At 63.6% G+C, this 24,907-nt stretch carries 26 protein-coding genes; 10 read left to right on the top strand and 16 right to left on the bottom strand.

Annotated features, from left to right (window positions below; genetic code table 11):
- Positions 1-55 precede the first annotated feature (55 nt).
- The gene (locus tag V7787_RS14835; protein ID WP_010954600.1) at positions 56-238 is read right to left on the bottom strand and encodes a hypothetical protein; all 183 of its coding nucleotides are present in this window, start codon (positions 236-238) and stop codon (positions 56-58) included.
- Between the two features lie 94 nt (positions 239-332).
- Positions 333-686 carry a hypothetical protein gene (locus V7787_RS14830; RefSeq protein ID WP_003256193.1) on the bottom strand — a complete coding sequence of 118 codons (354 nt, stop codon included), beginning with the start codon at positions 684-686 and terminating at the stop codon, positions 333-335.
- A gap of 161 nt (positions 687-847) precedes the next feature.
- Between V7787_RS14830 and V7787_RS14825 the strand changes: the two genes are divergently transcribed.
- Positions 848-1,669, top strand: coding sequence for a shikimate 5-dehydrogenase (locus tag V7787_RS14825; RefSeq protein WP_064493030.1), 822 nt, complete (start codon positions 848-850; stop codon positions 1,667-1,669).
- 58 nt (positions 1,670-1,727) lie between these two features.
- Here V7787_RS14825 and V7787_RS14820 read toward each other — a convergent pair whose 3' ends face one another.
- From V7787_RS14820 to V7787_RS14810, 3 genes are all read right to left on the bottom strand, one after another.
- Positions 1,728-1,970, bottom strand: a complete 243-nt coding sequence (locus V7787_RS14820; RefSeq protein ID WP_003256190.1) for a hypothetical protein — start codon at positions 1,968-1,970, stop codon at positions 1,728-1,730.
- A 97-nt stretch (positions 1,971-2,067) separates the two neighbouring features.
- Complete coding sequence (gene gloA, locus V7787_RS14815; RefSeq protein WP_020192077.1) at positions 2,068-2,595, bottom strand: lactoylglutathione lyase; 528 nt, start codon at positions 2,593-2,595, stop codon at positions 2,068-2,070.
- Positions 2,596-2,819: 224 nt separating this feature from the next.
- Entirely contained in the window at positions 2,820-3,179 is a 360-nt protein-coding gene (locus V7787_RS14810) for a histone-like nucleoid-structuring protein, MvaT/MvaU family (RefSeq protein WP_010954596.1), read from the bottom strand.
- 361 nt (positions 3,180-3,540) lie between these two features.
- Here V7787_RS14810 and V7787_RS14805 point away from each other — a divergent pair, with 361 nt between their 5' ends.
- Together V7787_RS14805 and cobF are read left to right on the top strand one after the other, a co-directional pair.
- Positions 3,541-4,830, top strand: coding sequence for an OprD family porin (locus tag V7787_RS14805; RefSeq protein WP_064493031.1), 1,290 nt, complete (start codon positions 3,541-3,543; stop codon positions 4,828-4,830).
- Between the two features lie 67 nt (positions 4,831-4,897).
- Positions 4,898-5,647, top strand: a complete 750-nt coding sequence (gene cobF, locus V7787_RS14800) for a precorrin-6A synthase (deacetylating) (protein WP_064493032.1) — start codon at positions 4,898-4,900, stop codon at positions 5,645-5,647.
- 69 nt (positions 5,648-5,716) lie between these two features.
- On the opposite strand, the gene V7787_RS14795 is transcribed toward cobF, so the two are convergent.
- The gene (locus V7787_RS14795; RefSeq protein ID WP_010954593.1) at positions 5,717-6,067 is read right to left on the bottom strand and encodes a response regulator; all 351 of its coding nucleotides are present in this window, start codon (positions 6,065-6,067) and stop codon (positions 5,717-5,719) included.
- A 247-nt stretch (positions 6,068-6,314) separates the two neighbouring features.
- Here V7787_RS14795 and V7787_RS14790 point away from each other — a divergent pair, with 247 nt between their 5' ends.
- From V7787_RS14790 to V7787_RS14770, 5 genes are read left to right on the top strand one after another with little or no spacing between them, the layout of a single operon-like run.
- Positions 6,315-9,782 carry a response regulator gene (locus V7787_RS14790; protein ID WP_336088569.1) on the top strand — a complete coding sequence of 1,156 codons (3,468 nt, stop codon included), beginning with the start codon at positions 6,315-6,317 and terminating at the stop codon, positions 9,780-9,782.
- Positions 9,779-10,600 (top strand): CheR family methyltransferase, encoded by an 822-nt coding sequence (locus tag V7787_RS14785; RefSeq protein ID WP_010954591.1) that lies wholly within the window; start codon positions 9,779-9,781, stop codon positions 10,598-10,600. The genes V7787_RS14790 and V7787_RS14785 overlap by 4 nt, the downstream gene beginning before the upstream one ends.
- Positions 10,597-11,172 (top strand): chemotaxis protein CheB, encoded by a 576-nt coding sequence (locus tag V7787_RS14780; RefSeq protein WP_010954590.1) that lies wholly within the window; start codon positions 10,597-10,599, stop codon positions 11,170-11,172. The genes V7787_RS14785 and V7787_RS14780 overlap by 4 nt, the downstream gene beginning before the upstream one ends.
- The gene (locus tag V7787_RS14775; protein ID WP_129933632.1) at positions 11,166-12,392 is read left to right on the top strand and encodes a hybrid sensor histidine kinase/response regulator; all 1,227 of its coding nucleotides are present in this window, start codon (positions 11,166-11,168) and stop codon (positions 12,390-12,392) included. Before V7787_RS14780 ends, V7787_RS14775 begins: the two co-directional genes overlap by 7 nt.
- Before the next feature lie 44 nt (positions 12,393-12,436).
- The gene (locus V7787_RS14770; protein ID WP_003256176.1) at positions 12,437-12,814 is read left to right on the top strand and encodes a response regulator; all 378 of its coding nucleotides are present in this window, start codon (positions 12,437-12,439) and stop codon (positions 12,812-12,814) included.
- A gap of 48 nt (positions 12,815-12,862) precedes the next feature.
- Here V7787_RS14770 and V7787_RS14765 read toward each other — a convergent pair whose 3' ends face one another.
- The 3 genes from V7787_RS14765 to V7787_RS14755 are packed head-to-tail and all read right to left on the bottom strand — an operon-like array spanning position 12,863 to position 15,503.
- On the bottom strand, positions 12,863-13,444 hold the full coding sequence (locus V7787_RS14765) for a TetR/AcrR family transcriptional regulator (RefSeq protein WP_010954588.1): 582 nt from the start codon (positions 13,442-13,444) through the stop codon (positions 12,863-12,865).
- A gap of 12 nt (positions 13,445-13,456) precedes the next feature.
- Positions 13,457-14,305, bottom strand: coding sequence for a 3-hydroxybutyryl-CoA dehydrogenase (locus tag V7787_RS14760; protein ID WP_104886205.1), 849 nt, complete (start codon positions 14,303-14,305; stop codon positions 13,457-13,459).
- A gap of 13 nt (positions 14,306-14,318) precedes the next feature.
- Entirely contained in the window at positions 14,319-15,503 is a 1,185-nt protein-coding gene (locus tag V7787_RS14755; RefSeq protein WP_064493035.1) for an acetyl-CoA C-acyltransferase family protein, read from the bottom strand.
- Positions 15,504-15,671: 168 nt separating this feature from the next.
- On the opposite strand from V7787_RS14755, the gene V7787_RS14750 reads away from it, so the two are divergent.
- The gene (locus V7787_RS14750) at positions 15,672-16,760 is read left to right on the top strand and encodes an AraC family transcriptional regulator (protein ID WP_064493036.1); all 1,089 of its coding nucleotides are present in this window, start codon (positions 15,672-15,674) and stop codon (positions 16,758-16,760) included.
- A gap of 79 nt (positions 16,761-16,839) precedes the next feature.
- Here V7787_RS14750 and V7787_RS14745 read toward each other — a convergent pair whose 3' ends face one another.
- Entirely contained in the window at positions 16,840-17,277 is a 438-nt protein-coding gene (locus V7787_RS14745) for a carboxymuconolactone decarboxylase family protein (protein ID WP_064493037.1), read from the bottom strand.
- A gap of 200 nt (positions 17,278-17,477) precedes the next feature.
- Here V7787_RS14745 and V7787_RS14740 point away from each other — a divergent pair, with 200 nt between their 5' ends.
- On the top strand, positions 17,478-18,674 hold the full coding sequence (locus tag V7787_RS14740) for a CynX/NimT family MFS transporter (protein WP_336088568.1): 1,197 nt from the start codon (positions 17,478-17,480) through the stop codon (positions 18,672-18,674).
- Here the strand turns inward: V7787_RS14740 and pdxR are convergent.
- The 6 genes from pdxR to glcD all read right to left on the bottom strand — a co-directional run bounded on the left by pdxR (position 18,667) and on the right by glcD (position 24,857).
- Positions 18,667-20,100, bottom strand: coding sequence for a MocR-like pyridoxine biosynthesis transcription factor PdxR (pdxR, locus tag V7787_RS14735; RefSeq protein WP_336088567.1), 1,434 nt, complete (start codon positions 20,098-20,100; stop codon positions 18,667-18,669). The two genes, V7787_RS14740 and pdxR, sit on opposite strands and share 8 nt — an antisense overlap.
- 91 nt (positions 20,101-20,191) lie before the next feature.
- On the bottom strand, positions 20,192-20,530 hold the full coding sequence (locus V7787_RS14730; protein ID WP_336088574.1) for a hypothetical protein: 339 nt from the start codon (positions 20,528-20,530) through the stop codon (positions 20,192-20,194).
- Positions 20,531-20,669: 139 nt separating this feature from the next.
- On the bottom strand, positions 20,670-21,068 hold the full coding sequence (locus V7787_RS14725) for a heme-binding protein (RefSeq protein WP_003256164.1): 399 nt from the start codon (positions 21,066-21,068) through the stop codon (positions 20,670-20,672).
- Complete coding sequence (gene glcF, locus V7787_RS14720) at positions 21,061-22,296, bottom strand: glycolate oxidase subunit GlcF (protein ID WP_336088566.1); 1,236 nt, start codon at positions 22,294-22,296, stop codon at positions 21,061-21,063. Before glcF ends, V7787_RS14725 begins: the two co-directional genes overlap by 8 nt.
- A 9-nt stretch (positions 22,297-22,305) precedes the next feature.
- Positions 22,306-23,358 (bottom strand): glycolate oxidase subunit GlcE, encoded by a 1,053-nt coding sequence (gene glcE, locus V7787_RS14715; protein ID WP_336088565.1) that lies wholly within the window; start codon positions 23,356-23,358, stop codon positions 22,306-22,308.
- Positions 23,358-24,857, bottom strand: a complete 1,500-nt coding sequence (gene glcD, locus V7787_RS14710) for a glycolate oxidase subunit GlcD (RefSeq protein ID WP_198747304.1) — start codon at positions 24,855-24,857, stop codon at positions 23,358-23,360. Before glcD ends, glcE begins: the two co-directional genes overlap by 1 nt.
- Positions 24,858-24,907 lie beyond the last annotated feature (50 nt).

Genomic DNA, 24,907 nt, shown 5'->3' with positions numbered 1-24,907 from the left:
CCCGCCAAATTGGCGGGCAACAAGGGCGTAGGGAGCAACGCACAACAAATTCGGTTCAGGCAACCAAAGTGCCTGGTTGCAACTGTTCGGCCAGTGCCTGGGCTGAGGCGCGGGTCGGCATCGGGCCGCTCACGGCTTCGCCGTTGCGAACCAGGTACCAGCACGCCAGCAGGCCCTGCTCACGCAGTGAGGCGGGAACGGCGCTACCGACAACGGACATGATCTGGATAGTGGCCATGGGGACCTCCTTTAAAACATGGCTCTACCATACGCAGCAGCCGGATCTGTTTGAAATCAACTTCCTCGATAGTGATCATTGGTCCTGTCAACCTTTACCAGCGCGGTGGCCCGTAATACACCGGTGGCGGCCCATAATAGGTGCGGTAGCCCGGTGGCGGCGGGGGAGGCGCGTAGTAGGGCTGGTAGTACACCGGCTGTGGAGGCGGTTGTACGTACACCGGCGGCGGCGCGTAATAGACCGGCTGGCGCTCGACATACACCGTACGGTCATGGCCGCCATAAACCGTCGCCCCCACCACGGCGCCGACCACTGCCGCACCCAGCAGGGGCCCCGGCCCATACCAACCACCGTGCCCATGGCCGCCATAGCCGCCGTGAGCTGCTGCAGGCCCGCTGATGGCCAGGGCACCGACCAGCAGGACGATTCCGGGAATGAGACGGTTCATAAAACAACCTCGCAGGAAAACCCCACGTCCGGGGCCCTGTTACTATGACTCCGGTCTCTGTCAGCTGAGCACAGGGGAACGGTAAAGGTTGTGTAAGGGACGACCAGTGGCTGACTCTGTTACGCTGAATAAACGTTTCAGTCATGACCAAGGAGCCTGTTATGCCGACAACTCCCAGCCGGGACACCGTGCTTTGCATCTCTCTGGCCGGTCGCCCCGGCACGTTCGGCGTGCGCTTTCACAACCACCTGTACCAGCAGTTGGGCCTGGACTTCTACTACAAGGCCATGCGCACCGATGACCTGCCGGCGGCGGTGGCAGGGATCCGCGCCTTGGGTATTCGCGGCTGCGGGGTGTCGATGCCGTACAAGGAAGCCTGCATGGCCTTGGTCGACGAAATCGATCCCTCGGCGGCGGCCATCGAGTCGGTCAATACCCTTGTCAATTGCAATGGCCACCTCAAGGCTTACAACACCGATTACCTTGCCGTGCGCCAATTGCTGGCTCAGCATCAGGTCGATCCGGGCACGGCCTTTGCCCTGCGAGGCAGCGGGGGCATGGCCAAGGCCGTGGCCAGCGCCTTGCGCGATGCCGGGTTTGCCGAAGGCATCATCGTTGCACGCAACGAGCAGGCCGGGCGTCAGTTGGCGGATGTCTGTGGTTATCGCTGGGTGCCTGAGACAGGCGACATCTGCCCCCCCATGCTGGTGAACGTCACGCCGATCGGTATGGCAGGCGGGCTGGAGGCAGAAGAGCTGGCGTTTCCCGAGCACGCCATCGCGGCGGCGGAACGGGTGTTCGATGTGGTGGCGATGCCGGTGCAGACGCCGTTGATTCGCCGGGCTCAGGCGTTGGGCAAGCCAGTGATCACTGGGCTGGAGGTCATTGCGCTGCAGGCGCTGGAACAGTTCGTGTTGTACACCGGGGTAAGGCCGACGCAGGAGCAGGTGGATGCGGCGGTGGCATACGCGCGGGCTACCTAGTTAATCCTACCCCCCCTTCGCAGCTCCGGCGGCGAAGGGGGGTACAGGCGAAACCGGATCAGAACACCTCGTGCCCGTTATCCAGCTGTTTGTCGACCAGTGCGCGGCCATGGGCCAGCGACACACGCTGCGCATTTTCAAGGTCGGAGAAGAATTGCATGGGCATCGACATACGCTTGCTGGTGTGCCCGTCAGGTGCCGTGATCAGGCAGCCGGCGGCATAGGGCAGGGGTGAGTCGGGATGGGGCATCACGCTGGCAGTGATGGTGTGCTCGCGGTATTCACAGTGAAGAGATTGCATCGTCCTTACCTCGCTGTGGTATGTGAAGCAGTTACCTTCATATACCACAGCAAGAGGCCGGGAGTTCCCGGCCTGACGAGCGCGCCGCGACGAACGCTTAGCCTTCGAGCTCGGTTGGCTGGATCACTTCGATCCAATAACCGTCCGGGTCCTTGACGAAGGCCAGATGGTTCATGCGGCCGTCCTGCAGGCGTTTCTGAAACGGCACTTCCAGTTCCTCGAAGCGCGCGCAAGCGGCGCGGACGTCGGGTACCGAAATGCAGATGTGGCCAAAGCCGCGTGGGTCGGTGTTGCCATTGTGGTAGGCGAAATCGGCATCGTTTTCGGTGCCATGGTTGTGGGTCAGCTCCAGCACGCCAGGGATCGACTTCATCCACTGGTGGCGGGCGGTGTCATCAGCGGGGATCTGGGCAGGGTCGACCAGGGCCAGGAAGTACAGGCTGAAAGCGGCTTCAGGGAAGTCACGCTTGTCCACCAGGCGGAAGCCCAGCACGCGGGTGTAGAAGTCCAGCGACTTCTCGATGTCCTTGACCCGCAGCATGGTGTGGTTGAAGACGAACTGGGCGGTGGCGGCGTCAGGTTGCGCGGTGACGCCAGGCAGGGTTTGCAGATCGTGCAGGCTCATGGGAACTCCTGAGACGGGGCCGGGCGCAGGGCGCCGGCAAAACAGACAGGCTGGCCATGATACGGCAGTGCGCCGATTGCGCAAATGAAAGCGCCCTGCAAAGGCAGGGCGCTGAAATTAGAGGCCCGCATGTGCGGGCGCGTGATGGGGTCGCTAGTCCTTTAGCTGTTTCGATACTGAGCCAGCCCTTGTGAAAAAAGTGTGAAGCCTGTGTGGGCATTTCATCAGCGTACCCAGCTTTCTACCGTGGCGGCCCCATACTGTTCTTTCCAGGCCTTGAGGCCACGGTGGTTGCCGCCTTTGGTCTCGATTCGCTCGCCGGTGTGAGGGTTCTGATAGACCTTGACCACCCGCGGGCGGCGTTGTTGCTTGGGGGGTGTGCTGGAAGCGCGGGCCACAGCCTTCGGGTCGAGGATGGCGATGATATCGCGCAGGCTCTTGTCATAGCTTTTCATCAGGCCGACTAGTTTCTGCTCGAATTCGATTTCGCGTTTGAGGCCGGCATCCTTTTTCAACGCTTCCAGTTGCGCCATCTGTTCCTGGAGCGCTTTTTCGGCAGCACGAAACTCTGCAAGTCTGGACACTGTAATCACTCCTGTACGTCAGTCGTGGCAGGGCGTGACGAACATTGAAGACGCGTAAAAACGCCGGCCACGCAGTTGGGTTTCACTGTTCGCTGATATCGAGTGTAGTCATTCATGGCTACTGGGTAAACTGCTAACTTTTTGCAAGTAAGGCGGGAACTTTCCTAGTTTTGCGCGCGGTATTCTCCGGTTTTTCTGCGGTTGCACGACAGAGGGCCTAGACCATGGTCCAATGGCCCGTGCCAGAGCCTTTGCGCGATCATTTCAGATGATGGTCGACTCATGTTCGGACCTGCCGCAGTACCGTGGCCAACAGGTGCCACAGGTTGTTAACTCGTCTTCATTCTGGATGTTTCCTCGCATGTTTTCCCCTTTCCCCCTCGCCCCTGGGCACCGTGTTACCGGCCTGTTTCTATTGTGTGCCGGTGTCAACGCCCAGGCTGCCGGGTTTCTTGAAGACGCCAGTGCCAAGATCGAAGCACGCAATGTCTATTTCAACCGCGACTTCCGGGACGGTTACAGCAGTTCCAGCCAGGGCGCATCCAAGCGCGAAGAGTGGGCACAAGGCTTTATCCTCAATGTGCAATCCGGTTATACGCAAGGCCCGGTAGGTGTTGGTGTGGATGCGCTGGGCATGTTCGGCTTCAAACTGGATTCCAGCCCGGCCGACAGCAACAGTGGATTGCTGCCCTCGTCTGGCCACGACCCCCGGCACTCGGCCGACCAGTATGCGAAGATGGGCCTGGCGGCCAAGGTCAAGGTGTCCAATACCGTGCTCAAGTACGGTTCGATGATGCCGGATGTGCCGTTGCTCAAGTACAACGATGGCCGTCTGCTGCCGACCCTGTTCCATGGGGCCATGCTCACCTCTGAAGAACTGCACGACCTGAAGTTCACCCTGGCTCGCCTGGACAAATACACCGCTCGGGATTCCACCGACCGCCAGGACATCCGCGTGCACTGCAAGAACAAGCGTTATGCCTGCGATACAGAAGCCGACCACTTCGACCTGGCCGGTGTCGACTACCGTTTCAACGAGCGTTTCAGCGCGCAGTACCAAGTGGCCAAGCTGGAGAATATCTACCGCCAGCACTTCCTCGGCCTGGTGGCCAGTCAGCCGCTGTCGGTGGGCAGCCTGTCGGCTGACATGCGCCTGATCAAGAGTGATGACATCGGCAATGCCCGTGCGGGCGAAATCGACCATCGCGCCTTCAGCGGCATGCTTGGCTACAGCCTCGGAGGCCACAAGCTCAGCGCCGGCTGGCAGCGCATGTATGGCAACAGTGCCATGCCGTACCTGGATGGCAGCAACCCGTACTTGGTCAACTACGCCCAGGTCAATGATTTTGCCGCTGCACAGGAGCGCTCCTGGCAAGTGCGCTATGACTACGACTTCAAGGCGCTGGGTGTACCCGGCCTGACCTTCTTCACCCGTTATATCAACGGCGACAATATCAAGGTGCCGGGTAGCAGTGTCGAAGGCAAGGAATGGGAACGCGACACCGAGTTCAAATACCAGGTGCAAAGTGGCACCTTCAAGGATGTCAGCGTACGCCTGCGTAATTCCACTTACCGCAGCAACTATGAACGGTGGGCGCGAGACATGGATGAGACGCGGGTCATTGTCAGCTACAACTTCTCGATCTTCTAAGCAGCTGCTTTGCCAAATACCGGTAACCGCCTGACAATGGTGGCGGGTTCCCGCAAAGGGCAGGGCAATGAAAGACCTGTTGTTGATCGGTATCGGCGCGGGTGACCCGCGCCAGGTCACCTATGAAGCGGTCGATGCGCTGCGCAGTGCCAGCGTGTTCTTCGTGCTCGACAAGGGCGACGACAAAAATGAACTGGTGCGCCTGCGCAAGGCCATTCTGCAGCGCTATCGCCCCGAAGGTGGTTATCGCCTGGTGCCGGTGGTCGACCCGTTGCGCGATGCGCAGGCGCAAGACTACCTGGGCGCGGTGCAGAACTGGCACCGGCAGCGTGCTGCGCTGTATGCGCGCCTTATCGAGGAGGAAATTGGCGACGGGGAAACAGGTGCCTTCCTGCTGTGGGGCGAGCCCACCCTGTACGACAGCACCCTGCGCATACTCGACCTGGTTCGCGAACAGGGCGTGACGCTGCGCTTGCAGGTCATCCCTGGCATCAGCAGTGTGCAGGCGCTGGCGGCGCGGCATCAGGTGCCGCTCAACCGCATCGGCGAGCCCCTGACCGTGCTGCCGGGGCGACGCCTGGCCGAGCAGGGGGCTGTCGACAATGTGGTGGTGATGCTCGACGGGCAGTGCGCCTTTGCCGGGCTCGATGACCCGGCGTTGACCATCTACTGGGGCGCGTACCTGGGGACCGAGGATGAAGTGCTGATTGCCGGGCCGTTGCAGGCGGTGAAGGCGCAGATACTGGAAGTGCGCGAGCGGGAGCGGGCGCGCAAGGGGTGGATCATGGATACCTATCTGCTGCGCAGAGAGCTGTGAGGTGGGTTGCCTGTATCGGCCTCTTCGCGGGCACGCCCGCGCCTACGAGCGAAACAGGCTCCGCCGTGCTCAAGGGGTACCCAGAATACCCACCACCGTGTCCCGCAACTGGTCGATGCTGAACGGCTTGCCGATCAGGTGCATGCCCTCCGGCACATTGAAACTGTCGGCGTAGCCGCTGGCGAACAGCACCGGTAACAGTGGCCGCAGTTCGCGCGCTTTTCCCGCCAGCTCCTCACCTCGCATGTCCGGTAGACCCACGTCGGTCATCATCAGTGCCAGTGCCTGGCTGGGGTCTTCAAGTACACGCAGGGCGGCTGTGGCGTCTTCTGCCTCGATGACCTTGTAGCCCAAGTCGTCGAGCACTTCGACCATCAGCATGCGTACGATGTCGTCGTCTTCGACTACCAGAAGGTGCATGGTTCAAATCCTGTACAAATGAGTGTCTTTAATCTGTGTACCGCGCGGCATCAGAAGTTCCCGAGGATACCGCTCCATGCAAATAGATGGAACGATTGCAGAACGCAACCTTCAAATACTGGCTCAATGCCCTGCCAGACCCGTCAAAGCTGGTTAGACTCGCATATCAGGACAGGCAGTGGCAGATAACAACAACGACGGATCGGCCACTCTTTTCAATGGACTTTTCTAGCTCGGGCGTTTTCTCATGATTCAAGCAGCCTCGATGGACCAGCGAAGCTTTCGCAAGCTGTTGAGCCGCAACATCGGCCTCCCCCTGGGGGTTGGCCTGCTGGGGGCCGTGGCCTTCGTTGCGGTGATCAATTACCTGCTTTCGGCCATGCAGTGGGTCGAGCACACCGACCGGGTGATCGGCAATGCCAACGAAGCGGTCAAGCTGTCGATCGACATGGAAACGGGCATGCGCGGCTTCCTGATCACGGGCGACGAGCGCTTCCTTGACCCCTACGAGGTGGCCAAGCCACGTATTCTCGGCAGCCTGCAAAGCCTGCGCAGCATGGTCGAGGACAACCCGCAGCAGGTTGACCGTATTGACCGGCTGATGGCCTTGCAGCAGGCCTGGAACGACTTCGGCAGCGAGATGATCAGCCTGCGCCGCAGCCAGGGCGATTACCAGGCCTCGATCGGCAATGGCCGGGGCAAGCGCATCACCGATGAAATCCGCAAGGAATTCGATGACCTGATCATTACCGAACAACAATTGCGCATGGCCCGTAACGAAAAAGTCAGTACCGTCACCGTGACGGCGATTTCGGCTTTCGTGCTGTTCATTGTCGGCCTCAGTGCATTGCTGGCCTACCTGGGCCGTCGCGACCTGCTGGCACTTTCGGCCAACTACGCTGACAACCTGCAAGCCCAGCAACGCTCGGCGCAGCGCCTGGAGCACCAGGCCTGGTTGCGCACCGGCCAGACCCAACTGGCGCAGCAGGTACTCGGGCAGCTGACCTTGCCCATGCTTGGCGAGAACATCCTGCGCTTCTTTGCCTCTTATCTGGGCAGCGTGGTGGGCGCCGTGTACGTGCGCGACGAGCATGGCCGGCTGGTGCGTGTGGCCTGTTATGGCCTGAGTACCGAAGAGCAGGCCCGAGAGCAGATCGAGTCGGACCACCATGGCCTGTTGGCCCAGGCGGTCCGCGAAGGCCGCTTGCTGCGCCTGGAGGAACTGCCCGAAGATTTCTATCGCTTCAGTTCCGGCCTGGGCAGCGGCTTGCCGCGCAGCGCACTGCTGATGCCGGCGACCGAAGACGGGCAGATCAACGGGGTGATCGAGCTGGGTTTCCTGCGCCCCTTGCAAGAGCGGGATGAAGAGCTGCTGGAGCGGGTTGGCGGCAACCTGGGCATGTCCATCGAGAGTGCCCGTTATCGCCAGCGCCTGCAGGAAGTGCTGGCCGAAACCCAGCAACTCAATGAAGAGCTGCAGGTGCAGCAGGAAGAGCTCAAGACTGCCAACGAAGAGCTCGAAGAGCAGTCACGGGTGCTCAAGGAGTCTCAGGCCCATCTGGAAACCCAACAGGCCGAACTCGAGCAGACCAACGAGCAGTTGTCGGAACGCACCGAAGCGCTGGACCGCAAGAACGATGAGCTGAGCCAGGCGCAGCTGGAGCTGCAGGCCCGTGCCGACGACCTGCAGCGATCGAGCAAGTACAAGTCCGAATTCCTCGCCAACATGTCCCATGAGCTGCGCACGCCGCTAAACAGCTCGCTGATCCTGGCCAAGCTGTTGGCAGAAAACGCTGAAGGCAACCTCAGCGAGGAGCAGGTCAAGTTCGCCGAATCCATCTACTCGGCCGGCAACGATCTGCTCAACCTGATCAACGACATTCTCGATATCGCCAAGGTCGAGGCCGGCAAGCTTGAAGTACGGCCCGAAACCACCCAGGTCGAGCGCCTGGTCGAAGGCTTGCGCGGCATGTTCCAGCCGCTTGCCGGTCACAAGGGGCTTGCCTTCGAGGTCAAGGTCGAGCCGCATGTACCGGTCACGCTGTTCACCGACCGTCAGCGCCTGGAGCAGATCCTCAAGAACCTGTTGTCCAACGCCATCAAGTTCACCGAGCGTGGCCAGGTCAGCATGAACGTCAGCTTCCACGCTGACAGCGGTATCGTGTTCGCAGTCCGTGACACCGGCATCGGCATTGCGGCCGATCAGCAGCAGGCGATCTTCGGCGCCTTCCACCAGGTCGATGGCACCAGCAATCGCCGTTATGGTGGCACTGGCCTGGGTCTGTCGATCTCCCGTGACCTGGCGCATTTGCTCGGAGGCCAGATCAATGTCGACAGCAGCCCCGGGCAAGGCAGCGTGTTCAGCCTGATTCTGCCGGAGCGCTATGCCGCCGAGTCCGAAGACGTCGAGCCGCAAAGCCTGCGCCCGGCCGTCGATGCGTTGCCGCCTGCACCGCAAGCGCCGCTGGCCGCCGCTGTCACGCGCCCGGCGCCGGCCTTTGCCGACGACCGCGAGCGGGCCCCTTTCGATACCCGCTGCATTCTGGTGATCGAAGACGAGCCCAACTTTGCCCGCATCCTCTTCGACCTGGCCCATGAGCTGGGCTATAGCTGCCTGGTGGCCCATGGCGCCGACGAAGGCTTCGAGCTGGCGGCCCAGTACATTCCGGATGCGATCCTGCTGGACATGCGCCTGCCCGACCACTCAGGCCTGACCGTCCTGCAGCGCCTCAAGGAGCAGGCCAGCACCCGCCATATCCCGGTGCACATCATTTCGGTGGAAGACCGCGTCGAGGCGGCCATGCACATGGGGGCGGTGGGGTATGCGGTCAAACCCACCAGCCGCGAGGAGCTCAAGGAGGTGTTCGCTCGCCTGGAAGCCAAGCTCACGCAAAAGCTCAAGCACATCCTGCTGGTGGAAGACGACGACCTGCAGCGCGAGAGCATCGCCCGGCTGATCGGCGACGACGATGTCGAGATCACGGCCGTCGCCATGGCCCAGGATGCACTGGCGCTGTTGCGCCAGAACATCTACGACTGCATGATCATCGACCTCAAGCTGCCAGACATGCTCGGCAACGAACTGCTCAAGCGCATGACCGCCGAGGATATCCGCGCCTTCCCGCCGGTGATCGTGTATACCGGCCGCAACCTCACCCGCGAGGAAGAAGCCGACCTGCTCAAGTATTCACGCTCGATCATCATCAAGGGCGCACGTTCGCCGGAGCGCCTGCTGGACGAGGTAACGCTGTTCCTGCACAAGGTCGAATCGCAGCTGTCCAACGAGCGTCAACGCATGCTCAAGACCGCGCGCAGCCGCGACAAGGTGTTCGAGGGCCGCAAGGTGCTGCTGGTGGACGACGATGTGCGTAATATCTTCGCCCTGACCAGTGCCCTGGAGCACAAGGGCGCCATTGTCGAAATCGGCCGCAACGGGCGCGAAGCCATCGAGCGCCTGGAGCAGCACGACGACATCGACCTGGTGCTGATGGACGTGATGATGCCGGAGATGGACGGCTTCGAGGCCACCCGCCTGATCCGTCAGCAACCGCGCTGGCGCAAACTGCCGATCATCGCCGTGACCGCCAAGGCCATGAAGGATGACCAGCAGCGTTGCCTGCAAGCCGGTGCCAATGATTACCTGGCCAAGCCGATCGACCTGGACCGCCTGTTCTCGTTGATCCGTGTCTGGCTGCCGCAACTGGAGCGAATTTGACTAGCGAACGCAACACCGACATCGAGATCCGACTGCTGATCGAGGCGATCTACCTCAAGTACAGCTACGATTTCCGCAATTATTCCGGCGCTTCGATCAAGCGCCGGATTCTCCACGCGCTGCGTCAGTTCGATTGCCTGACGGTGTCTGCGCTGCAGGAGCGCGTCCTGCACGACCCGGGCATGTTCATGCAGTTGCTGCAGTACCTGACGATCCCGGTCAGCGAGATGTTCCGTGACCCTGACCACTTCCTTGCCGTGCGCAACGAAGTGGTGCCGCTGCTTCGTACCTGGCCGTCGATCAAAGTCTGGATCGCGGGCTGCAGCACGGGGGAGGAGGTGTATTCCATGGCCATCCTGTTGCGTGAGGAAGGGCTGCTTGAACGCACCATCATCTACGCCACCGACATCAACCCGCATTCGCTGGACAGGGCCAAGCAGGGCATCTACTCGATGCAGAGCATGCGCGAGTACGAGGAAAACTACCGCCTGGCCGGTGGCCGCCGTGACTTCGCCGAGTACTACACCGCCGCCTATGGCAACGCCATCATGGACAGCAGCCTGCGCGACAACGTGACCTTCGCCGACCACAGCCTGGCCACCGATAGCGTGTTCTCCGAGACCCAACTGGTGTCGTGCCGCAATGTGCTGATCTACTTCAACAAGGACCTGCAGGATCGGGCGCTGGGCCTGTTCCATGAGTCGCTCTGCCACCGCGGTTTCCTGGTGTTGGGTAGCAAGGAGTCGGTGGACTTTTCGGCCTACAGCGACCGTTTCGAGCCGCTGGTCAAGCCCCAACGGATCTTCCGTAAATCATGAGCGGCGTACGCGCAGTGGTGATCGGCGCCTCGGCCGGTGGCGTGGCGGCATTGTTCCAGGTGCTCGGCACGCTGCCATCGGCGTTCGCCATACCGGTGCTCTGCGTGCTGCACCTGCCAGACGACCGCCACAGCCAACTGGCTGGCGTGCTGCAGCGGCGGCTGCATCGGCCGGTATGCGAGGCACGTGACAAGGAGAGCATCAGCAGCGGGCAGATCTATGTGGCGGGGCCGGGTTACCACCTGTCGGTGGAACGCGACCTGACGCTGTCGCTGAGCCAGGAAGAACCCGTGCACTTCTCGCGCCCGGCGATCGACTTCCTGTTCATCTCGGCGGCCGATGCCTATGGCGATGGCCTGCTGGGTGTGCTGCTCACCGGGGCCAACGAAGACGGCGCCAGGGGCCTTGCCTACATCAAGAACAATGGGGGGCGCACGATCGTCCAGGACCCTCGTGACGCACAGGTTGCCCTGATGCCGGAGGCCGCCCTGGCCCTGCACCAGCCCGACCATATCCTTACTCTGAGCGGTATCGGGCAGTTGCTCGCGACCCTGGAATACAGCGCATGCTAAGCCACACTACCGCCAAACTGCTGATTGTCGACGACTTGCCGGAAAACCTGCTGGCGCTCGACGCCCTGATCCAGGGCGAGGACCGCGAGGTGCACCAGGCACAGTCTGCCGAGGCTGCCTTGTCGTTGCTGCTCGAGCACGAGTTCGCACTGGCCATTCTCGATGTGCAGATGCCGGGCATGAACGGTTTCGAACTGGCCGAGCTGATGCGCGGTACCGACAAGACCAAGCACATCCCGATCGTCTTCGTCAGCGCGGCGGGCCGCGAGATGAATTATGCCTTCAAGGGCTACGAGAGCGGGGCCGTGGACTTTCTGCACAAGCCGCTCGACACCCTGGCGGTAAAAAGCAAGGTCTCGGTGTTCGTCGACCTGTTCCGCCAGCGCAAGGTGCTTGGCCGGCAGCTGGAAGCCCTGGAGCAGAGCCGCCAGGAACAGGAGCTGCTGCTCAGCCAGCTGCAGGTGGCACGGTGTGAGCTGGAGCACGCCGTGCGCATGCGTGACGACTTCATGTCGATCGTCTCCCACGAGGTGCGTACGCCGCTCAATGGCCTGATCCTGGAAACCCAGTTGCGCAAGATGCACCTGGCACGCGGCAACCTGGAAGCGTTCAGTGTCGACAAGCTGCAGGCCATGGTCGAGCGCGACGAACGGCAGATCAACAGTCTGATCCGGTTGGTCGAGGACATGCTCGATGTTTCGCGCATCCGGACCGGTAAACTGTCGCTGCGGCCCAAACTGTTTGACCTGGGCCAACTGGTGCGTGGGCTGGTGGAAAACTTCACAGCGCAGGCCATGGCCCTGGAAACACACATCGAATTGCAGCGTTGCGAAGCGCTGAAGGGTGAGTGGGACGAATTCCGGATTGAACAAGTAGTGGCCAACCTGTTGTCCAATGCAATGCGTTACGGCGAGCGCAATCCGGTGCAGGTGCGGGTGTTCGAGCAGGGCGGCATGGCCTGGGTGCAGGTGCAGGATCACGGCATCGGTATCAGCGCCGCCAACCAGCAGCGGATCTTCCAGCAGTTCGAGCGGGTCGCTGCCCAGCAGGCCAGCGGAGGTCTGGGCTTGGGGCTGTACATCTCCGAGCAGATCGTCCAGGCGCACGGTGGCCGGATACAGGTTGAAAGCGAGGAGGGCAAGGGTGCCACATTCACCCTGCAATTGCCGCTGGCAACATTCAAAGAACAAAACGACCAGGCGCGGGCAACCTCTGTGTAAGCCTGGGGTCTGATGGCCAACTGTAAGTATTTCAAGGCGTTAACATGAGTGAAGATGCACAAGATGTGGTTCTGGTCGTCGAGGATGAACCGGCGATTCGCATGATTTTGCGCGACTACCTGGCGGGTGAGGGGTACCACGTCCTGGTGGCTGAGGATGGCGAGCAGGCGTTTGCCATCCTGGCCAGCAAACCGCACCTGGACCTGATGGTGACGGACTTCCGTTTGCCGGGGGGGATCTCGGGGGTGGATATTGCCGAGCCCGCGGTGAAGCTGCGGCCCGACCTGAAGGTGATTTTCATCAGCGGCTACCCGGCGGAGATTCTCGAATCTGGCAGCCCGATCACCCGCAAGGCCCCTATCCTGGCCAAGCCGTTTGACCTGGATACCTTGCACGAGCAGATCCAGTCGCTGTTGCGCTGAGGCATCCGGCCTCTTCGCGGGGCAAGCCCGTGCAGAGGCCCTGGCAGGCTATCGCAGCGTCCGCTCAATCCCCCCGACCAGCAAGTTTTCCATCAGCTCCAAGCCCTGCTCTTCAGGCATTGCTTTGAGCAACCCCGGCAGCTGGTTGAGAAGCGTCGCCAGTACATGCGCTGTGGCGTCCAACGCTTGCCCCGGCAGTTTTGCTTGCGGTGCGATCAGGCGCAGCAAACCCGCCTCATAGCGCTTGCGCAACGAGGCCAGGTGCGCCTGTTGCGCCTCACTCAAACAACACAAATCCCGTTCGGCCAGCCGGAACTGCAGCGGCCGCTCGGCATGCAGCTGCCAGTGCGCAGCAATCAGGCAGCTCAACGCCGATGCCCCACGGGCCATGGCCCGGCGGGCCTGGTCCAGGGTGGCCTGCAGCTCTTCGTACAACTCTTCGATCAAGTCGTACAGCAGGTCCTGCTTGCTGGGAAAGTGATGGTACAGCGAGCCGGCGGTCAGCCCCACATGGGCCGCCAGCTCGCGCATGCTGACCTGGCCAAAGCCCTTTTCGGCAAACAATGCCATGGCCCGGTCACGTCGCTCCTCAAAGTTGGCACAGCGCATTGCGGCATTGACCGGGGGCATGGCGCTTGGTCCTCAGTAGGTGAAGAAACCACGACCGCTCTTGCGCCCCAGCCAGCCGGCCGCGACCATTTCCTTGAGCAGTGGAGCAGGGCGGTACTTGCTGTCGTTGAAGCCTTCATGGAAGGCCTCCATGATCGCCAGCAGGGTGTCCAGACCGATCAGGTCGGCCAAGGCCAGCGGGCCGATCGGCTGGTTGCAGCCCAAGCGCATGCCGGTGTCGATGTCCTCGGCACTGGCCAGGCCTTCCTGGCGCACGAAGATCGCCTCGTTGATCATTGGCACCAGGATGCGGTTGACCACGAAGCCCGGGCGGTTGCCGGCGGTGATCGGGGTCTTGCCGACTTTTTCGGTCACCACCAGCGCTTGGGCGTAGGTGTGGTCGCTGGTCTGCAGGCCACGAATGATCTCCACCAGCGCCATCATCGGTACCGGGTTGAAGAAGTGCACACCAATGAAGCGCTCGGGGTGCTCGATGCTGGCAGCCAGTTGAGTCACCGACAGCGACGAGGTGTTGGTGGCGATCAGGCAGTCGGCGGCAACGTTGGCTGCCACCTGCTGCAGGATGCGCTGCTTGAGCTGCAGGTTCTCGGTAGCCGCTTCGATCACCAGCTGTGCAGCGCTGAGCTGGGCGTAGTCGGTGCTGGTGCGGATGCGGGCTTTGGCGGCTGCGGCTTTGTCGGCGTCGAGGGTGCCCTTGCTGACCTGGCGCTCGAGGTTCTTGCTCAAGGTGGCCACACCGCGCTCAAGCGCTGCGTCGGAAACATCCACCAGCAGCACCTGGTAGCCGGCAATGGCGCACACCTGGGCAATGCCGTTGCCCATGGTGCCCGCGCCGATCACGGCGATCTGTTCAATGCTCATGTGTCAGCCTCCCTCAGACGCGCTCGAACACGACGGCGATGCCTTGGCCACCGCCGATACACATCGTGGCCAGCGCGTAGCGGCCCTGGATGCGCTGCAGCTCATGGATGGCCTTGGTGGCGATGATTGCACCGGTGGCACCCACCGGGTGGCCCAGGGAAATGCCCGAACCGTTGGGGTTGACCTTTTCCGGGTCGAAGCCCAGCTCGCGGGCCACGGCGCAGGCCTGGGCGGCGAAGGCCTCGTTGGACTCGATCACATCCAGGTCTTGCAGGTTCAGGCCGGTTTTTTCCAGCACTTTGCGGGTGGCCGGGATCGGCCCCAGGCCCATCAGTTCGGGCTCCACCCCGGCGTGGGCGTAGCCCACCAGGCGTGCCAGTGGCTTCAGGCCCAGGCGGCGCACCGCGTCACCGGTGGCCAACACCAGGCCGGCGGCGCCATCGTTGATACCGCTGGCGTTGCCGGCGGTGACGGTACCGTCTTTCTTGAATACCGGCTTCATACCGGCCAGTTGCTCGGCGGTTACATCAGCACGCACATGCTCGTCGACACTGAACTGCACGCTGCCCTTGCGGGTTTTCAGCTCCAGCGCAACGATCTGGCTGGCGAAGCGGCCCTCGGCAATCGCACGAGCGGCGCGGCGCTGGCTGGTCAGTGCCAGTTCGTCCTGCATTTCGCGGGTAATGCCGTACTTGGCCGAAACGTTCTCGGCGGTGATGCCCATGTGGAAGTGCTGGAACGGGTCCTGCAGCACGCCGACGGTATAGTCGATGCCTTGCAGGTCACCCATGCGTGCACCCCAGCGCGCTTGTGGCAGCAGGTAAGGGCCACGGCTCATGGACTCGGCGCCGGCCGCGACGGCCACATCGGTGTCGCCCAGCAACAGGCCCTGGGCCGCAGAGACAATAGCCTGCAGGCCAGACCCGCACAGGCGGTTGACGTTGAATGCCGGCGTTTCCTTGGGGATGCCAGCGTTCATTGCCGCTACCCGTGCCAGGTAGGCGTCACGCGGTTCGGTGGGGATTACCGTGCCCATCACCAGGTGGCCGACTTGCTCGGCGGCCAGGCCCGAACGCTCGATGGCGGCGCGGGTCACGGCGCTGGCCAGGTCGGCCAGCGGCAGGTCCTTGAGGGAACCGCCAAAGCCACCAATGGCTGAACGGACGGCACTGACGACGTAGATTTCTGCGCTGCTCATAAGGGCTCCGATTGCGAAGGCGTGGCGGGACCGGGCCAGGCTCTGCGAGAATGGTTGGCGGCCCCGAAGTGGGTTCGAGTCTAGGCAAAGGCTCTGTTGCAGCCTATGCCGAATCTGTTCAAACAACCTGGCACTTTTTGCCACTCAGCATAGACAGCGAAAACCGCCATGCGCGAAAGCGATTCAGTCGCCGTGTACTTCCTCAACGCCATGCTCCACGCCCTGCGCGACACCCCCGCCGAGCGTGATGCCCAGCTGCGTGCGGTGGGCATCGCCCCGCAGCTGCTCGATCAGCCGCAGGCGCGGGTGCCGGCCAAGGCGTTCGCCCAGCTGTGGCTGGCGTTGATCCAGCGCCTGGACGATGAGTTCTTTCGCCTCGACAGCCATGGCATGCCGCTGGGCAGTTTTGCCCTGATCTGCCGGGGGTTGATCCTCGAGCCGAACCTGGAAAAGGCCTTGCGCCAGTGCATGGGGGGCTTCGGCCTGTTCCTGCGTGACCTGCGTGGCAGCCTGACGGTACGTGGCGGGCGGGCGGTGATCAGCGTGCAGTCGAACATTGCCGACCCCTTGACCCGGGTCTATGCCGAGGAAACCTACCTGGTGCTGATGATCGGCATGCTGTGCTGGCTGGCCGGGCGGCGGATTGCCATCGACCGCACGGAGCTCGCGGTGTCGCGCCCGGCCCAGGAGGACGACTTGCTGCTGTGGGGCCCGGACCTGCGCCTGGGCAGCGGACGCACCGAGGTGGAGTTCGACAGCGCTTACCTGCGCCTGCCGGTGGTGCAGGACCGGGCAGCCCTGAAGACCTTTTTGCGCAGTGCACCTCAGGGGCTGGTGATCCGCTTTCGCAATCAGAACGGGCTGGTGGCTGAGGTGTATCGGCACCTGCGGGCATTGCGCTATGGACAGTGGCCGACATTGGCCGCACTGGCGCAGCAACAAGGTATCAGTGCCAGTACCTTTCGCCGGCAGTTGGAGCGGGAGGGGCGTTCGTACCAGCAGATCAAGGATGAAGTGCGCCGGGCCATGGCCTTCGAACGGCTGCGCGACGGTGCGTTGAGCATTGCCGAAATTGCCGAGCAGGCGGGGTTTCAGGAACCGAGTGCGTTCCACCGGGCGTTCAAGAAATGGACCGGGCAGAGCCCAGGGAGCTACCGGGCGCGGCTGGCCGGCCTGCGTTCTACCTGTAGGAGCGGGCATGCCCGCGAAGAAACCACCGCGGTGGATGGCACCGGCTCTGCCGGTGTTCGCGGGTAAACCCGCTCCTACAGGGCACGCACAGAATTGTAGGAGCGGGCTTGCCCGCGAATAGGCCAGCACAGGCCACCCGAAAGGATCAGGCCGGCACCATGGCAAAGCCGACGCCGAACCGGTTCCAGGCATTGATGGTGGCAATTGCCAAGGTCAGGTTGGCCACCTCGCCCGGCTCGAAGTGTTCCTGCAGGGCTTCATATTGCTCTTGCGGCGCACCCCGTTCAGGCAAGCGGGTCAGGCTCTCGACCCAGGCCAGGGCAGCACGTTCACGCGGCGTGAAATAGCTGGTGTCCTGCCACACGCACAAGGTCTGCAGGCGTGCTTCGGTCTCACCCGCCTTGCGCGCATCGTTGGCGTGAAGGTTGACGCAGTAGGCGCAGCCGTTGATCTGCGAAGCGCGCAGGCGTATCAGCTCCAGCAGCGAGTGTTCAAGGCCGCTGTTGGCCAGCGCCTGCTCCAGGCCGACCATGGCTTTGTAGGCTTGCGGCGCGTGTTTGGCCCATTCGATACGGTTGTGCATGGCAGTCTCCAGAAGTGTGGGGTGGACATGGCGCTACTGTAGCGCCGCTCATTGGCCACCCCGATAGCCAATTTTGCGCATAAGCGGGAGGCCAATCGTCCATTCAGGTGGCCACTGACCTGCATCCAATCTCTTCATTTCTGCCAGGCCAGCCGAGCCGGGATAATGGCCAGTTCCTGTTACAAGAGAACCGACTCACAATGAGCGCTGTACTGAACCTGTTGCTGGTGATCCTGCTGGCGTTGAACCTGCGGCCGATCCTGACCAGTATCGGCCCGTTACTCGAACCCATGCGCGCCAGCACCGGCCTGGGTTACCAGCAGGCGGCCTTGCTGACGGCGCTACCGGTGCTGTGCATGGGCCTGGTGCCCCTGTTGCAACCGTGGCTGCGACGCTGGGTCAGCGAGCATGGCGGCATGCTGGGGGGCCTGGCCGCGATTGCCCTGGCCTGCCTGTGGCGCCTGCAGCTGGACAGTGCCTGGGCGCTGATCGCCAGTGCGCTGGTCGCCGGCCTGGGCGTGGCGGTGGTGCAGGGCATGATGCCGGGGCTGGTCAACCGCTGGTTCCCCGGGCGTCTGGCCGGGGCGATGGGGCTGTACTCGGCAGCGCTGATGAGCGGCGGCGGCCTGGCTGCAGTACTCGGGCCACACATCAGCGGCCATTTCGGCTACTGGCAGGCGGGCCTGGGCGTATGGGCGGTCCCGGCCGTGCTGGCGGTGCTGGCCTGGGCCGTGCTGCGGCCAAGGCAGGAGGCGCCGAAGCTGGGAACGGTCACGGGCGGGCACTGGTTCGGCAGCCGCCGGGCGTGGTTGCTGGCCCTGTACTTCGGGCTGATCAACGGCGGCTACACCAGCATGGTGGCCTGGTTGCCGGCTTACCACATCGAGCATGGCGGCAGCGCTCAGGGCGGTGCCGACCTGGTGGGCCTGATGACCGTCTTCCAGGTGCTCGGTGCGCTCGGCCTGCCGCTGCTGCTGCGACGTTGGGCAGACAGGCGCCCGGGTTTGTGGCTGGCGCTGGCGATCCAGCTGGCGGGCTTCCTGGGGCTTTTGCTGGTACCTGCGGCGGCTTCCGGGCTTTGGGTCGCCATGATCGGCTTTGGCTTGGGTGCCTGCTTCAGCCAGTGCCTGACGTTGACCCTGGAACACCTGAAAACGCCTGCCGAAGCCGGCAGCCTGGCGGCGTTCGTACAGGGTATCGGCTTCATCATCACCGGCATCGTGCCGTATATCACGGGTTGGCTGCGGGATGTCAGTGGCGACTTCCAGGCTTCGTGGACGCTGTTGACCGTGACCGTGATGGCAATGCTGCTGGTGACCGCGTGCTTCAACCCGCGCAGCTATGCGGCGGCTATCGCCCGGCCGGCCGCCACCGGCAAGGCCGCACCGGTCAACTGAGGCGTTGCAGGGTATCGCGTACCCGGTCCAGCGCCGGGTCGATATCCAGCAGTTCGATGGCGCCGAAGCCCATCAATAGCCCCGGCCGTACCGGTGCCTCGCTGAAGAAGGGTGCCAGGGAATACAGGCCTACCTCTACCTTGCGCGCGAGGTTGGCCAACAACTCCACATCCACCCCGGGTTTGGCCAAGGCACTGAGGTGGAAGCCTGCGCTGGCGGGGATGGCGCTGAACCACGGTGCCAGATCGCCGCCCAGGCGCGCCAGGATGCGCTCGCGGCGTGCGCTGTAGACCTCGTGGCAGCGGCGGATGTGCTTGTTCAGGTGGCCTTCGCCAAGGAAGCGCGCCAGCGCCCACTGCAGGAGGGTTGGGCTGTGCCAGTCGCTGAGGTGCTTGGCCACGCAAGCGGCCTGCAGTACGGCAGGCGGTAATACGGCATAGCCCAGGCGCAGCTCGGGCAGCAAGGTCTTGGAGAAGGTCCCGACGTAGGCGACCAGCCCATGCCGGTCCAGACGCTGCAGCGCGTCCGAGGCTGGCCCGTGGTAGCGGAACTCACAGTCGTAGTCGTCTTCGATGATCAGTGCACCCAGCTCGGCGGCCCGCGCAAGCAGGGCATGCCGGCGTGGCTCGCTCATCGGCATGCCCAGCGGGAACTGGTGCGAGGGTGTTACGTAGATCAGCCGGGTGCCGTCGGCGATCTGTTCCACGCACAGGCCCTCATCGTCCACCGGCACCGATTGCAGGCGTGCCCCCAGGGCCAGGAACAATTGCCGTGCCGGCGGGTAGCCAGGATCTTCCATGGCCACCTGGCTGCCCGGTTCGACCAGTACCCGGGCGATCAGGTCCAGCGCCTGCTGGGCGCCGTTGCACACCAGCAGGTCGGCTGCGCTGCAGTGCACCCCGCGCGAGTAGGCGATGTGGTGGGCAATGGCTTCGCGCAGTTCCGGCAAGCCCTGGGCCGGGAATTGTCGCTCGGGGTGGCGCTGGCTACGGCGCAGGGCGTAGTTCAGGCAACTGCGCCACTGGTCGAACGGGAACTGTGCCTTGCTCGAAGCACCCCCGACGAAGTCATAGCGCGATGGCGCCTGCAACTGGCGTTGGCTGAGCACGGTGGCGCGCTGCTGCCAGCGCTCGAGGGAGGCGGCACCGGCCAGGGGGAGGGTAGCTGATTCGCTACTGCGCAGCGGATGGCGTGGGGTGACGAATGTGCCACGGCCGACCACGCCGCTGAGCAGGTTATCGTAGGTCAGCCGCGAATAGGCCTCGGCCACAGTCTTGCGCGATACGCCCAGTTGTTCAGCCAGCAGACGGGTAGGCGGCAGTTGGGAGCCGGCGGCCAGGTGGCCGCTATCGATACCGTCGCGCAGTTGCTGGTAAAGCTGATCGGCCAGGCCTTTGCGGCCCTCCAGGCGAATGTGCAGTTCCATGGGCGGATCCGGAGCGGAGGATTGCTCAGGATAGCGGATTGGCTGCGACTCAGGTGCTTGTCACAGGCTACGAAGAGGCCGAGCCAACCGCTCAGAGCCGAGCGGTGCTGACGGTGATATAGCCTTTTTCTGCCAGGGCAATGCGTATCATGGTTTCGTCTTCCGGCGCGTTGCGGTTGCGCTTGATGCGCACGCCTTCAACCGTCGAAGCTTTCATATGCTCTGAAATGGCCCGCCCGTTCGCGTCGAAGAACACCTCGCTGGCCAGCAACTCGATGCGTTCGATCAATTGCCGGGAGTGTTCATCGGTGGCGCAGAAGAACATGACCCCCGACAAGTGCGGGTCGTTGTCGGGGTTGGTCATGTCATGGGCCAGCATTTCGCGCAGGCTGCTGCGCAGTTCGGCGATGGGGCGGGCGTACGGGTGCATGCGGAGCCTCCTCTGGATCGCGACCTTGTGTCCTCCAGTGCCGATCATGTTTTCTGTGGGCAGAGGCAGCAAGTAGGGCGCTTCTGAGGGCGGCGTAGGAAACGTCTTAAGATGCTGGGAGGTGGTCGAACCTCAGGGTCTACAAGGCAGCAGCCCCCGCCTTGGCCACCTGGGCATCCTGTTCGGATTTGACGCCGGATACACCAATGGCGCCCACCACCTGGCCTTCCACCCGCAGCGGCACGCCACCTTCAAGGCTGGTCAGCAGGGGGGCGGTCACGAATGCCGTACGGCCACCATTGACCATGTCTTCATAATCCCGCGTCTCTTTGCGCCCCAGTGCGGCGGTGCGGGCCTTTTCCATCGCGATGTAGGCACTGGCCGGTGCGCAGCCGTCCAGGCGTTCCAGGGCCAGCGGGTGGCCGCCGTCGTCGACCACGACGATGGTCACGCTCCATTGTCGGGCCTGGGCTTCCTGGCGGGCGGCGGTCAGTACGCGGGCGATTTCGGTCTGGCCGATAACGAACTTGCTAAGCATGGGCGGGCTCCGGGTTCAAGGCTGCTTCGACGATTTCGACCCAGTGGCGCACGGGCGTGCGTCCAGCTCCGTCGAGGTGGGCCTGGCAGCCTATGTTGGCTGTGGCAATGAGGTGCGGTTTACCGCTTTCCAGCGCATTCAGACGATTGTCGCGAAGTTGCAGTGACAGTTCTGGCTGGGTCAGCGAATAGGTCCCCGCCGAGCCGCAGCACAGGTGGCCATCGGGCACCGAGGTCAGGGTAAAGCCAAGCCGCGTCAGCAACGCTTCCACCGCGCCGCCCAGTTTCAGGGCGTGCTGCAGGGTGCATGGGCAGTGGAAGGCCAGGCGCTGTTCGGCGCACAAGGCCAATTGTTCGATCGGCTCATCGCGCAGGATTTCCACCAGATCGCGGGAAAGGGCGCTGACCCGGGCGGCCTTGGTAGCGTAATGGGGGTCTTTTTCCAGCAGGTGGCCATAGTCGCGGACAAACGCACCGCAGCCGCTGGCGGTCTGCACGATAGCCTCGGCACCCGCTTCGATGGCGGGCCACCAGGCGTCGATATTGCGCCGCGCCCGCTGCAGGCCTTGCTCCTGGGCATTCAGGTGATAGTCCACCGCGCCACAGCATCCGGCCTGCCGGACCGGTTGCACACTGATGCCCAGGCGGTCGAGCAGCCGCGCAGCAGCGGCATTGGTATTGGGTGACAGGGCCGGCTGCACGCAGCCTTCCAGCATCAGTACCCGGCGTGCATGGCGCACTGCCGGACGCTGGCCGGGTGTGGTGACCTGCGCCGGCAACTTGCGTTTGACTGAGGCCGGTAGCAGCGGGCGCAGCACCTGGCCGCTGCGGGTCAGGGCCTTGAACAGTGCCGGGCGCGGCACCACCGCACGCAGGCCCAGGCGCAACAGGCGCTGGCCGAGCGGGCGTGGCACCTGCTGCTCGACCACTGCGCGGCCGATGTCCAGCAGATCGTGGTACTTCACCCCGGATGGGCAGGTGGTTTCGCAGTTGCGGCAGGTCAGGCAGCGGTCCAGGTGCAATTGGGTGCTGGCGGTGACCGGCTCGCCTTCGAGCATCTGCTTGATCAGGTAGATGCGCCCGCGCGGGCCGTCCAGTTCGTCGCCCAGCAACTGGTAAGTGGGGCAGGTGGCGGTGCAGAAACCGCAATGTACGCAGGTGCGCAGGATGCGCTCGGCTTCGTCGGCGCGGGCCAGGCGGCGCGATGTTTCGCTAAGGTTGGTTTGCATGGGCTGGCCTCACAGGTCCGGGTACAGGCGACCAGGGTTGAACACCCCCTGGGGATCGAGCTGCTGCTTGAGGGCGCGGTGATAGCGCATCAGTGCAACCGGCAGCGGCGGGCTGCTGGCTGCACCGGGGGCGTAGCAGGTGGCGTGGCCGCCCACCCTGGCCACCTGATCGCGAATGGCCTGCGCCGACGCGCAGGTCTTGAGCCAGCGCTGGGCACCCCCCCAGTCGATCAGTTGCTGGCCGGGCAGGTCCAGCTCGCCGGTGACGGTGGGTACGGACAGGCGCCACAGGGGGGCGGCGTCGGCAAAGAACGCCAGGCGCTGTTCGCGCAGGTCGCTCCAGAAGCGGTTATCGAGTGTATCGCCCCCCAGCCGCTGGCGTGCCGACTGCACCGACCCTTCGCCGCCTTCCAGGCGCAGGTACAGCGTTTCGCCTTCATGGCAGGCGGCGCTGATCGGCAGCGGTTGCTGACCCCATTCGGCCAGCTCGGCCAGCGCTTCATTGCGGCCCATCGCCAGGCGCAGGCTCAGGCACAGGCGAGGCCGTGGCAGCACTTTCAGCGAAACCTCGGTCAGCAGCCCCAGGCATCCGAAGCTGCCCGCCATCAGGCGTGACACATCGTAGCCGGCGACGTTCTTCATCACCTCGCCACCAAAGCGCAGCAGCTTGCCGTGGCCAGTGATTACCCGTGTACCGAGTACAAAGTCGCGCACCGACCCGGCCCACGGCCGTCGCGGGCCAGACAACCCGGCCGCGACCATGCCGCCCAAGGTGGCCTCGGGGCCCAGGTGGGGTGGTTCGCAGGGCAGCATCTGGCCGGCCTCATGCAGGGCTGCCTCGATCTCGCGCAGGGGGGTACCGGCGCGGGCCGTGAGTACCAGCTCGGTAGGGTCGTAGCTGACGATGCCGCGGTGCTTGCGGGTGTCGAGTACTTGGCCCGCCACCGGGTTGCCGAGCATGGCTTTGCTGTTGCTGCCCTGGATGCGCAGCGGCGTACCTTCGTTCAGCGCCTGGTTGACCTGCTCCAACAGCGTCTGGCTCATGTCGCGGTCCATGCTCATCAGAAGCGCTCCAGCTCGGGGAAGGGCAGTTGCCCCTGGTGCACGTGCAGGGCGCCGAATTCGGCGCAGCGGTGCAGGGTGGGAATGTTCTTGCCGGGGTTGAGCAGGCCCTGGGGGTCGAAGGCGGCCTTCACCGCGTGGAACAGGGTAATTTCGTCGCTGTTGAACTGCGCGCACATCTGGTTGATCTTCTCGCGCCCCACGCCGTGTTCACCGGTGATGCTGCCGCCCACTTTCACACACAGCTCCAGAATCTTGCCGCCGATCGCTTCGGCACGCTCCAGCTCGCCGGGCAGGTTGGCATCGAACAGGATCAACGGGTGCATGTTGCCGTCGCCGGCATGGAACACGTTGGCCACCCGCAGTCCATACTCTGCGGACAGGTCGCTGATGCCCTTGAGCACCCGTGGTAACTCGCGGCGCGGAATAGTGCCGTCCATGCAGTAGTAGTCCGGGGAGATGCGCCCCACGGCCGGGAAGGCGTTCTTGCGCCCGGCCCAGAAGCGAACGCGCTCGGCTTCGTCGCAGGCCAGGCGCACCTCGCGGGCCCCGGCTTGCGTCAGCACGGCGGCGACGCGCGCGCAGTCGTCGTGAACATCGGCTTCCACGCCATCCAGTTCGCACAGCAGGATCGCCGCCGCGTCCACCGGGTAGCCGGCATGGATGAAGTCTTCAGCGGCGCGGATCGCCAGGTTGTCCATCATCTCCAGGCCGCCAGGAATGATGCCGGCAGCGATGATGTCGGCGACTGCCCGGCCGGCGTCCTCGACGCTGTCGAAACTGGCCAGTATCACCCGCGCCACCTGGGGCTTGGGCAGCAGCTTGACGGTGACTTCGGTGACGATACCGAGCATGCCTTCGGAGCCGGTGAACAATGCCAGCAGGTCGAAGCCGGGGCTGTCCAGGGCATCGCTGCCCAGGCTCAGGCGTTCGCCCTCGACCGTAAGGATGTCCACCTTGAGCACATTGTGTACGGTCAGGCCGTACTTGAGGCAGTGCACGCCACCGGCGTTTTCGGCGACATTGCCACCGATTGAGCAGGCAATTTGCGAGGAAGGGTCTGGTGCGTAGTACATGCCATGGGGTGCGGCGGCCTGGGAAATGGCCAGGTTGCGTACGCCCGGCTGCACGCGGGCGTAGCGCCCCTGCGGGTTGACCTCGAGGATACGGTTGAAGCGCGCCATCACCAGCAGGATGCCCTTGGCCAGCGGCAGGGCACCACCGGACAGGCCGGTACCGGCGCCACGCGCAACCACCGGTACGCCGCGCTGGTGGCAAAGCTTCAGCAGCGTCTGCACCTGTTCCAGGCGCTCGGGCAGTACCACCAGCAGTGGCACGGTGCGGTAGGCCGACAGGCCGTCGCATTCGTACGGTTTGAGGTCTTCGTCGCGGTGCAGGATTTCAAGGTCCGGCAGTGCATCGCGCAGCGCCTGCAACAGGGCGGCCAGGTCCACGTTGGGCAGCGCGCCATCGACGCGTTCGTCGTACAGGATATTCATTGGCTCACTCGCAACGGTTTTTGTTGTTGTTGGCGAAGCGGTCACCGATG

Source organism: Pseudomonas sp. CGJS7 (genome assembly GCF_036961695.1).
The sequence above is the reverse complement of the archived record's forward strand: the minus strand, read 5'-3'. Positions and strand labels throughout refer to the sequence as shown.